Genomic DNA, 12,223 nt, shown 5'->3' on the forward strand with positions numbered 1-12,223 from the left:
CATTGGTCATTATGCCCCATGCCCAATGCCCAATTCCCAATGCCCAATTCCCAATTCCCAATCAACCTGTATTTCTCATCCCAGCAGCAATACCATTAATAGTTAACAATGCTCCTCGCAGTAACTCGCCTTTGCTGTAACGAGAATGAATTACTCCAGAAGTCGCAGTAGTATTTTGGGACTGCCGTAGACGCTTGAGTAGTGAAACTTGGATAAATCCCAAGGGGACAATTGTCCCATTACGTAACTGAACAGATCGTTGCAATACCGGATCGCCATCTAACAGTCGATTGTGATCGGTGATTTTTAACACCAAATCTCTTGTCAGATAGAACTCGCTGGCAATTTGGTCAAACACCTTGGCAAAGCGAAGTTGATCTTCTGGTTTTGACAGTTCTTGGACGTAGTGGTGTGCCATTTGCATATCTACTTTTGCCAAAGTCATCTCGGCTTTAGAAATCACCATCTTGAAAAAGGGCCACTTAACGTAAAAGTAGCGCAGTAATTTCAAGTGTTCTTCTGGTTCTGCGTTCAAGAATTCTTGTAATGCTGTGCCAACGCCATACCAGGAAGGAAGTAAAAAGCGAGTTTGCGTCCAGCTAAATACCCAAGGAATAGCTCGCAGACTGCTTAAATCTTTCTTACCAGATGGACGGCGGGCTGGACGGGAACTAATTTGCAGTTGGCTAATTTCTTCAATGGGGGTTACTTCGTGGAAGAAATCAACAAAATCAGGCTGTTCGTAGATTAAAGCACGATAATGTTGACGCGATCGCGCTGCCAATTCTTCCATAATCTCATTCCAGGGTTCGATATCATCAAACCCTGTTCGCAGCAGGCTGGCTTGAATCACAGCAGTGGTGATGGTTTCCATGTGGTACAAAGCCAAGTCCACCAAGGAATATTTGGAAGCTAAAACTTCTCCTTGTTCGGTAATCTTGATTCGCCCATTGATACTATGACCTGGTTGAGCCAAAATCGCTTCGTAAGCGGGGCCGCCACCGCGCCCCACCGAACCGCCGCGTCCGTGGAAAATCCGCAAATTCAGATCGTAGTTTTCTGCGATTTGTTGCAGTGATTTTTGGGCTTTATGAATTTCCCAGTTGCTACTTAAAAAACCAGAGTCTTTGTTGCTGTCAGAATACCCCAGCATTACTTCTTGTAAGTTGGGGGTGACGGAGGAGGTGGAGGCAGGGAAGGAGGGGAGCAGGGGAGCAGGGGGGGATGAATTTTCATCTGCACCTTCTGCTTTTGTCTGTTCGTAGCCGCCGGCTAATAAAGCGCGATATAACGGAAGTTCAAACAGGTTGCGCATGACGCTTCTGGAGCGTTGTAAATCTTCTACTGTCTCAAATAGGGGGACTACTTGAATAGTTCCGACGGCAATGGCGGGGTCAAAAAGTCTGGCTTCTTTGGCTAACAGTAGTACTTCCAGCACGTCGCTCACGTCGCGGCACATACTGATAATGTAAGTTTGGCAGATGTTGAGACCAAATTCTTGTTGGAGCGATCGCACGACGCGAAAGGTTTCAATTACATCGTTGGTTTTTTCCGAAAATGGCAATTCTGCCGGAATTAATGGCCGACGGGTTTGTAGTTCTCCTGTGAGCCAAGCAACTCTTTGCTCTTCGGATAGTTCGTTGTAAGGTTGAGGTAATATTTGCAGGTATTCCAGGATCTCGTTGAGCGCATCGGCGTGGCGAGATGATTCTTGGCGGATATCTAACTGTGTCAAGTTAAAACCAAAAATTTCTACCTGACAGATGAGATTTTCTAATTCTCGACAACTTAAACCTGTTTCTGTCAAGTTGCGCTGAATCATCCGCAGTTCTGCTAAAAAATCGGCTCCTGAACGATACAGGGGGCTATCTTGATTTGTTGGCGTTTCCCGATTGTACAAAGCTAGATTGCGATCGCGAGTATTTTCCAGCCGTTTCAGCACATAAGCCAGTTTCAGCCGATAGGGTTCTTGTCGATAACGCAGCGCCAGTGCGTCGTAAACTTCACTCAACTGGGACTGATCCAATTCTAGAGATTCCAGTAAGTCTGGTAAAACATCACTCCAGTGCATCGACACACTCAACAATTCAATCAGATTTTTCACTGACTGAATATATCTCCCAATCACCATTTTGCGCTGATAGCAAGCTGTTTTCCAGGTGATTTCGGGTGTGACTGATGGGTTTCCATCTCTGTCTGAGCCTACCCAAGAGCCAAAAGAGCAAAAGTTTTTACTCGGTGGTTCTAGCCAAGGAAAGGTATTGGATAGAGTGTGTTTGAAACGTTTATACAGTTGCGGAATACCATCAAATAAAACTTCTTGGAAGTAGTGCAGGGCATAATCTACTTCATCTAGCACTGTGGGTTTGAACTGGTGAAGTTCGTCTGTACGCCACCACAGGCGAATCTCTTCGAGCAATTGTTCGCGGACATCTACTGCTTCCCAAGGATATGCTCCTGGCGTAGTCCCAGAGTGATTTTCCAAGGTATCCAGTTTTTGCAAAAGTTGTACCACCTGTCGCTGCTTATCGCGGATGGTATGACGAACAATTTCCGTCGGATGCGCTGTAAAAACTAACCGTACATCCAGATGTGCAATTAGACGTTGAATTTGCTGGGGTGGGACATTCAGTTTGAATAAATAGGGAAACAATGCAGCAAAAGTCCCTTTTGGTTTGACTTGCGCCTTTTCGAGATAATTCTTTTTGAGGAAGGCTGCTGCTATTCCCTTGCTAACGGGCGCATCATCTTCTGTTTGATTGGAGGAATAGTTAACATTAGAAGGTGTTTCCGGCTCTATTTCCTCTGTTTCGGCTTCATAACGGCTCAATTGCTGCCGCTGTTCGTATTCCTGCTCTATGATGTTAATCAGCTGAAAATACAAAGCGAAAGCACGAGCCGCGCGAATTGCTTCGTTGATATTTAGTTGTTCAATTAATTTGACGGCTGAGGATGCTTGGTCATTTGTCGCTTGTCCTTCTGGCGAACATAAATCGCGCAACTGACGCAACAAGTCTACCATATTTTGACCACATTCTTGCCGGAGAACTGACTCCCACAATTCTTCCACTACCTGGAGACGATGGCGCAAAAATAATTCCGACACCGGGTATATATCAGCAGTTTGAGACGAAGAGTATAAAAGGGAACCCATATTCTCTATTCTTGTAAAGCTAATTACTGTTTACGGTTCTAGGTTTTGCACTTAATGCTCACCGGGTTGTTCCTGAGCAAATAATTATTTGGTGTATATCTTCTCATCTTGATTGATTTCGTGTTCATCTGGGAAGTCTAATGGAAAGTCTAAATTGGGTAGGCGATCGCCTCGGAATAATTCTTCACTAGCTTCTCCTATGGCTTCTAGTGCTCTTACTGTAGTTTTTCCAGCGATCAGCAGCAGTAATATAGACGCTGTACCTATTTGTAAAAAGAACGATTGAGGAATGGGAAACAAATCCAGATTAGATGCGGGTTTAGGTGAAGACTGTTGGTTGGTAGGAGGCATTGCTAATTTTTGGTTATGGGAAGCATGAGTAAGAAGGAGTTAGGAGTTATGAGTCAGGAGTTAGGAGTTAAGATGACTCCAACGATAAAGGGAGAGAGTTTAATGAGATAAGCTTATTGTTTGTTTCGCCCATCACGGGCATTAGGGCAGTGGGGCGCAAATCCAGCTTTCAAGGGACAAGTTATCAACCAGTCATATAGAATTATTCTGACTCCTGGCTCCTAACTCCTAACTTCTAACTTCTGATTTTTGACTCCCTATTAGTAAAATAAACGCAAAACTCAATATTAGTTAGATTTGCAACCTATACAAGACTATCTTGTCCGATTTTGTGAGCTACGAAGGTAACAAAATTGTTAAAAAAAACCGTCAGAGTGTGATAGACCTATGGTTCTAGTTTACAAGTGCAGGCACTATCCCCCAACCATCGCTTCCTGTAAAGTTAACTGAGCATGAAAACAGTAGTACCAGATCGCCAGCAATCCTTAGTGCAATGGGTGAGCCAAGCAACAGGGATCAACACTTTCGGAGTGAAAGTCCGGTTGCGGGGAAATGACCTCCATATTCTTTGTGAAGGTACAGAATGTCCGCAGCGTTGGCGTACTTTGTCTGATTTGCTGCAAGCACTACAGCAAACAAATTTAGATATTCTCACAAGCAGCGAACAAACCTCAATATATCAAGTATTTGTCTATGGCCGCAGAAAAGGGGAACAGCGTCCCTCATGGTGCCATCGAGTTCACTTAAATCAAATAGATAAGCATCTCGATCAGGTGCAACAAGCGCTACTAGCAGACTCGGAAAAATCAAAGCAACCGGGTGGGGCGCTAATTGTCTCTAACGAAAGTTTGGCACGCCAAGGAAATCCAGAAGCGATCGCTCGATATCTGAGCGAAACTCTGAGTACGCTAGGTGTATCGGTACAGGTAAAGATTAAGTTATATAAGCCCAAGAATTCTCAGTCAGAAGAAAATCGCCTCTGGATATTTTGCCAGTCAAGCTATAGCCCTGATGCATCGTTGCTTGCCGAACCGATAGCACAAAAGTTGCGTTATCTCAAGCTTTCCGGCTACCAAGATGCCGTAATTGTTTCTCAGGTGAGCGGCGAAACTGCCCCTGATTGGCTGCTGCGGATAGATTTGACACCGCCAGAGGTGATGCTGAAGGAGTGGGCGCGTTGGGGGGATGTCCAAGCGATCGCTCGATTATTAGCTGAAGTACTATCAGGGTTAAAAGTTGGTGTCCAAGTTTCTTTGAAAGAATCAACGCTACATATTTTTTGTATCCCAGCTTTCGATCCTTTAGGAACTGCCCCGATCCCAGACAAGGTAGTGTGCTTAGAGGCGATTTTACCGCAGCTAGAAGCGATCGCTCCTCAAGGCATTCTCGCTGCCACCATCTACGGGCAAAAAGCAGGCGACAAGGAACCCACTTGGATTGATTGGCTGGCTTTACCCGCAGCCAAGCATCCCGCCTTTGCCATATCACCACTTGATTTGGCAAATACTGGTGATGAACCAGCGATCGTATTTTTACTAGAACGCTTACTCAATCCTGATTTGGATTGGCGACTATTGACAGGTGGGACTCGCGTACTTCTACTGAACAAAAATGGTTTATTGCACATTATGTGTGATGCACCTGTTTGTCCACAGCGGCAACAAGTAGCAAGTAAAATTACGCAGTTTATCCGTCAGTTCAAAATTTCCGGTATTATAGGAGTACGTATCTACGGTCGCCGGGCTGGGAATAAAGAACCTTTTTGGCATTATGGCGTCGATCTTGAACATCGCCAACGTTTAGTACCAGAAGCAACCCCAGAATTTGCTGCTACTTCTATATACATTAACGATTTAGTAACATCTGAGACTAGTGAGCCAATTTTGCGCCCAGACTTAACGACAGAAGAAGTTCAAAATTTTGTAACAGAAGTAGCGCGAGATTGGATAGCAACGGCGAGTTCAACTGCGAGAAAATTCCTGTTGAAAAGCCAGCTATTTACCGAAAGCAACGAGTCAGCGGAACCCAACCACGATGTTCGAGGAATTAAAATTGCTCTGGTTTGGGGAACACTAGGATTATTGCTCACCCTCCAAACTGATTGGGTATTGGGTCGAATTATTGCACTTAATACGCCCAGTTCGCCAAAAGTAGCTAGTGCCACCTTCCCATCTTCATCTTCCGAGCAAAAGGTATCTTTAACATCTGGGAAAAATCAGAGTGAGAAAACGACATTTTTTAGCAGCACTTCCAAGACAAAATCTCCTCCAAATCAGAGTTCTGTATTTAATGCTTCGGAATTTACCCAGAGTGATGATACCCCAAAAAATAATTTGGCAGCCGCACCACTGAAGGAAAAAGCAACCGCAACAGCTATTCTTTTAGCAGCGCGATCGCAGATGCCAAGTTTTAATGTCAGGCAGTTAGACGAGCAACTAGCACTGTATAAACAGCGTTTAGCAAGAACTGGTAGTCCCCCAGATGTCTTGATTATTGGCTCCTCCCGCGCCCTCAGAGGAGTAGATCCCGCAGCACTTTCTAAAGCTTTAGCAACTCAAGGCTATCCAAATCTTGACGTGTTTAACTTTGGAATCAATGGTGCTACGGCACAAGTTGTAGACTTTGTAATTCGTCACGTTCTAGAACCATCAGAACTACCCAAAATAATTATCTGGGCAGATGGTGCGCGTGCTTTCAACGGTGGGCGTGATGATATTACCTTTAAATCGCTTGCGGCATCCGTTGGTTATAAGCAAGTATTCCAAAAAACAGCAACCACTGCAAATAGCAATGATTTGCCAGAGAATACAGTAAATTCAAAAGAGCAAAAGACAAACGAAGAAAAACAGGAAATTAGTACTTATGAAGCTGTCAATCAGTCATTAAATCAGGCTCTAGCATCTGTTTCGGCTACCTATCAAAACCGCGACCAAATTAAAAGTTTACTGCAAAAACAACTGCTCTTATTTGGTAATAACCAGACAGTTGCATCACAAAAACAGTTGACAGACGGTACTTCAGATGAAAGTATTACTCAGCAAGCGGTTGACTTTGATGGCTTTCTACCCTTGTCTATTCGCTTTAATCCCGCGAGATACTATCAAAAACATTCTAGAGTTCCTGGAAATTATGACAACGACTATAGATCCTTCCAAGTAGAAGGGCAGCAAGATACTGCTTTTCAAGAAGTGCTTCAGTTTACCCAGTCTCAGAAAATCTCCTTAGTGTTTGTCAACATGCCTCTGACGGGAGATTATTTAGATCCAGTGCGTAGACAATATGAGCAACAATTTCAGCAATATATGTTGCGTTTGGCTACTAATCCCAACTTTATTTATCGTGATTTGAGCCAACAGTGGACAAAAGTAAATGATTTCTTTTCCGATCCTAGCCACCTCAACCGCTTTGGTGCATACGAAGTCTCGAAAAAGCTAGCTAACGATCCGATGATTCCTTGGCCAGTGAAGTAGGGAGTGGAGAGTGCGGAATGGGATGAGGAAGTAGGAGAAGAGTTATTGATTAATGACCAATACTTCTCTACCAGAGACTGCGCAAACGCTCAGTACAAGTGCCCAATGACAAATGACAAATGACTAAAAAATGAACTTTATATCAATTTTCTATGGGCTGTTCCTGTTGAGTGTGTTAGGAATTTACTGGTCTTTAGCACAACATAAATTGCGATTGTGGACTCTGCTAATTGCTAGTTTGGTTTTCTATGCATCTTTGCACATCCAATACATACCATTACTATTAGCATTGGCGTTTATTAATTTCCGTGTAGGGCTGGAAATTGGTAACAACACATCACCAGGAAAACATTCTCTTGATTGGCAAATTTCTAATGAAGAATGGCAATTTGCTCAAGTTGATTGGAATCGTCGCCGTCTAAAGGTTTTGTGGCTGGGTATAAGTCTAAATGTTTTACTGCTATTAGCTTTTAAGTATTTTACCCCTTTATTCAAGTTTGTTTTTCATGTCCAAACAAACTCACCAGATAGCTCTTTTAAATTAATTGCACCCTTGGGAATTTCATTTTTCACCTTTGAATGTATTGCTTATTTAATAGATGTCTATCGCGGTGCCCCTGCTACTGATAATTTTCTCAAGTTTGCTACATACAAATTATTCTTCGCCAAACTGATTTCAGGGCCGATTACGCGCTATCACAACTTAGCAAATCAATTTAATACACTAGAATTACCCAATACCAATAGAGTAGCTGAGGCGCTGTGGTTGATTGCTAGGGGTGCAGTCAAAAAAGGTATTTTTGCAGACCATTTGGGAATTTTCGTCGATTTATGTTTCGGTAATTTACAACGGGCGGGTAGTACCGATTTATGGTTAGCTATATTCGCTTATGGCTTGCAGTTATATCTAGATTTCAACGGTTACGTAGACATTGCCCGTGGTAGTGCTATGCTTTTTGGCTTGGTTCTACCTGAAAATTTCGACTTTCCTTATTTCAGCACCAATATTTCCGAATTTTGGCGGCGCTGGCATATAACTCTGGGAGATTGGCTACGTAACTATGTCTACTTTCCGTTGGGTGGTTCCCGTCGGGGTTTAGTCCGTACCTGCTGGAATTTATTTATTGTGATGCTAATTGCTGGTATCTGGCATGGTGCTGCTTTGGGTTATGTCGTTTGGGGCATATTCCACGGATTGGCCTTGGTGGTTCATCGACTTACAGATTCTATAAGCGATCGCTTTGAAAATCTAGAACAATTCTGGCAAAATCCTCTAGGTATCTTTGTCGCTTGGTTCTTAACTCAATTGATGGTTTTTACCTCTTGGATTTGGTTCCGTCTACCTAATCTCCAAGACTCTTCTTTAGTAATTCGACATCTTTGGGGTTATCCGGCTGACGCCCAGTTTGCTGAAAAGGTCTATGTGGAAGCCTTAAATATGAGCCAATCCCAACTCTCTTGGGTACTTCTAGCTTTAGCTGCCCTTATGGCTGTAGTTTATGCCTTCAATCGAATGCTGAAGTTAGAGTTTAACTGGCCTATTAAGCTTGTCTTCGTGCCCCTATGTTTTTACGCTGTTTGGTTATTAGCTCCTGAAGGCAGTTTGCCCTACATCTACTTTGATTTTTAACTGAAACATCAGACAATATAGAGCTTATTATTTCGTTACAAATCGACAAGACTTAAAATGTTTTTAATTGGTTCATCGTAAAGAAGTGTAAAGGCAAATAACTAGGCGATCGCATCATTGAAAATGATAGCTAGTTTGTTGTTAAAGTGGCTTCAAAAGCCTCATTTTACTACTTTGTATCGCTTTCTTTGTAGTAGGAAAACTTTACAGTTCGATGAACTTGTTAAACAATTCTGTTACAGAATATTAAGTCACAGATCGCGTCCAAGTAAATTCATGTAGACTATATTTCAACAGGCGAAAATAAACTCCGCTTGTTCCATATTTAACAACCCATTGCACTTATAAAACAATGACCACAACCTTACAACGGCGCTCTGACGCTAATGTATGGGATCGCTTTTGCGAGTGGATCACCAGCACCGACAACCGTATATACATCGGTTGGTTTGGTGTACTCATGATCCCAACCCTACTAGCTGCTACAACCTGCTTCGTAATTGCTTTCATCGCTGCTCCTCCTGTGGACATCGATGGTATCCGCGAACCAGTTGCAGGTTCTTTGATCTACGGAAACAACATCATCTCTGGTGCAGTTGTTCCTTCTTCAAACGCCATCGGTTTGCACTTCTACCCAATCTGGGAAGCAGCTTCTCTTGATGAGTGGTTGTACAACGGTGGCCCTTACCAGTTGGTAGTTTTCCACTTCTTGATCGGTTGCGCTGCCTACCTCGGTCGTCAGTGGGAACTTTCTTTCCGCTTAGGTATGCGTCCTTGGATCTGCGTAGCTTACAGCGCACCTTTGGCTTCCGCTACCGCAGTATTCTTGATCTACCCAATTGGTCAAGGTTCTTTCTCTGATGGTATGCCTTTGGGTATCTCTGGAACCTTCAACTTCATGATTGTGTTCCAAGCAGAACACAACATCTTGATGCACCCATTCCACATGTTAGGTGTGGCTGGCGTATTCGGCGGTTCATTGTTCTCAGCAATGCACGGTTCTCTAGTAACCTCTTCCTTAGTTCGTGAAACCACCGAAACCGAATCACTAAACTACGGTTATAAGTTCGGTCAAGAAGAAGAAACCTACAACATCGTTGCAGCCCACGGCTACTTCGGTCGTTTGATCTTCCAATATGCTTCCTTCAACAACAGCCGTTCACTGCACTTCTTCTTAGCAGCTTGGCCTGTCGTCGGTATCTGGTTCACCGCTTTGGGTATCAGCACGATGGCATTCAACCTGAACGGTTTCAACTTCAACCAATCAATCATTGATTCCCAAGGTCGCGTCATCAGCACCTGGGCAGACGTAATCAACCGCGCTAACTTGGGTATGGAAGTAATGCACGAGCGTAACGCTCACAACTTCCCCCTAGATTTGGCTGCTGGTGAAATTAGTCCTGTAGCAATGACTGCTCCTGCTATCAACGGTTAATACTTCAGTATTAGCTAAATAAGAAGCGCCCTTCAGAAATGGGGGGCGCTTTTTTTGTTAGATTCAAGCTACAACTCCTACGCATGAGGAATCAATTAATGACGACTTCTGTGGAACATGGCTTAAATAATAGCGCTTTTATCCCTCCCTTAGAAAGTGGCGATTGCTTAACCCGCCACGAATTTGAGCGTCGTTATACAGCAATGCCCGATAAAAAAGCAGAATTAATTGAAGGAGTCGTCTACTTGGCATCACCTCTGCGTTTTAGAAGTCATGGCCAACCTCATGGACAGTTAATTACCTGGTTGGGAGTTTATCAAGTTTCCACTCCAGGCATAGCATTAGGCGACAATGCTACCGTGCGCTTAGATTTAGATAATGAACCACAACCTGATGTTTTGTTGTTGATAGATAAACCAACCAGAGGACAGGCGCAAATCAGTGAAGATGATTACGTAGAAGGCGCACCGGAATTAGTAGCAGAAGTAGCAGCTAGTAGTGCATCTATTGATTTGTACGACAAAAAACGCGTTTACCGTCGCAACGGAGTACAGGAATATATCGTCTGGCAAACTTTAGAGAATAAACTCGACTGGTTCTGCTTGCAAAATGGTGAATATTTGCCACTCGTTGCAGATGCAGATGGTGTCATTAAAAGTAAAGTATTTCCAGGTTTGTGGTTAGCTGTCACCTCACTAATCACAGGAGATATGACGAAAGTTTTAGCAGTACTGCAACAAGGGTTAAATTCAAAAGAACACGCTGACTTTGTTGAGGGTTTAACTTAGCAAAACTTAAAAATAATGTCTTGAAAAATACAAATTATTAATGTAAAACGTGATATTAGGAGCCGGGAAAGTTTTCCCTTTTTTACACAGTCTCCCTGGGGAAGTTAGTTAACAGCATTTTTGGTGTGAGGTAATTCTAGAGAGTCCCGGCTATTAGGGGGAAGGTATTTGGCGAAAGTCTTTGAAAACAGCTTAATGCTCAATTCTGAAAAATTGGGAAAGTTTGTTGTCAGCGATTTATAAACGACACAGTTATGACCACAACTCTAGGAAGAAGCGAAAGCGGCAACCTGTGGGATCGTTTTTGTCAATGGATTACTAGCACCGACAATCGGCTTTACATTGGCTGGTTCGGCGTTTTAATGATCCCTACCCTATTGACCGCTACTATCTGTTTCATTATTGCCTTTATTGCTGCACCACCCGTTGATATTGACGGCATCCGGGAGCCAGTTTCTGGTTCTTTATTATACGGCAATAACATTATCACTGGTGCTGTTGTACCCACATCTAATGCCATTGGTTTGCACTTCTACCCCATTTGGGAAGCTGCTTCAATGGATGAATGGCTCTATAACGGCGGCCCTTATCAGCTCATTGTCTTGCACTTCTTGATAGGTATTTTCTGTTGGCTCGGTCGGCAATGGGAGTTAAGCTATCGTCTGGGGATGCGTCCCTGGATTTGCCTTGCTTACTCTGCTCCCGTAGCTGCTGCGACTTCTGTTTTCCTCATTTATCCAATTGGTCAAGGTAGCTTTTCTGACGGGATGCCTCTGGGAATTAGCGGCACGTTTAACTTCATGCTTGTGTTCCAAGCCGAGCATAATATCCTCATGCACCCATTCCACCAACTGGGCGTAGCTGGGGTGTTCGGTGGTGCGCTGTTCTGTGCGATGCACGGTTCTTTGGTGACTTCCTCTTTAGTTAGGGAAACCACTGAAAGTGAATCTCAAAACTACGGTTACAAGTTTGGTCAAGAACAAGAAACCTATAGCATCGTAGCGGCTCACGGTTACTTTGGACGGTTAATTTGGCAATATGCCAGCTTTAACAACTCGCGTTCCTTGCACTTTTTCTTGGCTGCTTGGCCTGTAGTTGGTATCTGGTTGACGGCATTGGGAATCAGTACAATGGCGTTCAACCTCAACGGGTTCAACTTTAACCAATCAATTCTTGATTCCAAAGGTCGTGTAGTTAATACATGGGCAGATGTGCTAAACCGCGCCAATTTGGGTATAGAAGTGATGCACGAGCGCAATGCTCACAACTTCCCCTTGGATTTGGCGGCGGGTGAGGCAGTACCTGTGGCAACGATGTCTACGACGGGCGTAGCTGCGGCACCTGTAATTCACGGTTAATTGTAAGTTAAAATTCACTGCGCTCTCTGTCTAGAGG

7 protein-coding genes are annotated in these 12,223 nt (G+C 43.7%); 5 read left to right on the forward strand and 2 right to left on the reverse strand.

The genetic code is table 11. The annotated features are described in order from the left end of the window. Nucleotides 1-61: 61 nt before the first annotated feature. Both HWQ43_RS24225 and HWQ43_RS24230 read right to left on the reverse strand, forming a co-directional pair. Entirely contained in the window at nucleotides 62-3,154 is a 3,093-nt protein-coding gene (locus HWQ43_RS24225; RefSeq protein ID WP_292738513.1) for a phosphoenolpyruvate carboxylase, read from the reverse strand. A gap of 84 nt (nucleotides 3,155-3,238) precedes the next feature. After that, a complete protein-coding gene (locus tag HWQ43_RS24230) occupies nucleotides 3,239-3,505 on the reverse strand; it encodes a hypothetical protein (RefSeq protein WP_292738514.1) in 267 nt (88 codons plus the stop codon). Nucleotides 3,506-3,957: 452 nt separating this feature from the next. Here HWQ43_RS24230 and HWQ43_RS24235 point away from each other — a divergent pair, with 452 nt between their 5' ends. The 5 genes from HWQ43_RS24235 (at nucleotide 3,958) to psbA (HWQ43_RS24255) (ending at nucleotide 12,186) form a co-directional block, all read left to right on the forward strand. Beyond that, nucleotides 3,958-6,975 (forward strand): DUF1574 family protein, encoded by a 3,018-nt coding sequence (locus HWQ43_RS24235; RefSeq protein WP_292738515.1) that lies wholly within the window; start codon nucleotides 3,958-3,960, stop codon nucleotides 6,973-6,975. A 130-nt stretch (nucleotides 6,976-7,105) separates the two neighbouring features. Next, nucleotides 7,106-8,605: an MBOAT family protein gene (locus HWQ43_RS24240; RefSeq protein ID WP_292738516.1), complete on the forward strand. Its 1,500-nt coding sequence runs from the start codon at nucleotides 7,106-7,108 to the stop codon at nucleotides 8,603-8,605. A 352-nt stretch (nucleotides 8,606-8,957) separates the two neighbouring features. Then, nucleotides 8,958-10,040: a photosystem II q(b) protein gene (psbA, locus tag HWQ43_RS24245; RefSeq protein WP_292738517.1), complete on the forward strand. Its 1,083-nt coding sequence runs from the start codon at nucleotides 8,958-8,960 to the stop codon at nucleotides 10,038-10,040. 98 nt (nucleotides 10,041-10,138) lie between these two features. Next, entirely contained in the window at nucleotides 10,139-10,828 is a 690-nt protein-coding gene (locus HWQ43_RS24250; protein ID WP_292738518.1) for a Uma2 family endonuclease, read from the forward strand. A 254-nt stretch (nucleotides 10,829-11,082) separates the two neighbouring features. Then, nucleotides 11,083-12,186 carry a photosystem II q(b) protein gene (psbA, locus tag HWQ43_RS24255; protein ID WP_292738519.1) on the forward strand — a complete coding sequence of 368 codons (1,104 nt, stop codon included), beginning with the start codon at nucleotides 11,083-11,085 and terminating at the stop codon, nucleotides 12,184-12,186. Nucleotides 12,187-12,223 lie beyond the last annotated feature (37 nt).

The organism is Nostoc sp. JL31 (assembly GCF_017114965.1).
In the GTDB taxonomy this organism is placed as follows: Bacteria; Cyanobacteriota; Cyanobacteriia; order Cyanobacteriales; family Nostocaceae; genus Nostoc; species Nostoc punctiforme_A.

Coding starts and splice junctions, on each gene's coding strand:
- HWQ43_RS24225 (WP_292738513.1), bottom strand. CDS start 3,154: ATGGGTTCCCTTTTATACTCTTCGTCTCAAACTGCTGATATATACCCG.
- HWQ43_RS24230 (WP_292738514.1), bottom strand. CDS start 3,505: ATGCCTCCTACCAACCAACAGTCTTCACCTAAACCCGCATCTAATCTG.
- HWQ43_RS24235 (WP_292738515.1), top strand. CDS start 3,958: ATGAAAACAGTAGTACCAGATCGCCAGCAATCCTTAGTGCAATGGGTG.
- HWQ43_RS24240 (WP_292738516.1), top strand. CDS start 7,106: ATGAACTTTATATCAATTTTCTATGGGCTGTTCCTGTTGAGTGTGTTA.
- psbA (WP_292738517.1), top strand. CDS start 8,958: ATGACCACAACCTTACAACGGCGCTCTGACGCTAATGTATGGGATCGC.
- HWQ43_RS24250 (WP_292738518.1), top strand. CDS start 10,139: ATGACGACTTCTGTGGAACATGGCTTAAATAATAGCGCTTTTATCCCT.
- psbA (WP_292738519.1), top strand. CDS start 11,083: ATGACCACAACTCTAGGAAGAAGCGAAAGCGGCAACCTGTGGGATCGT.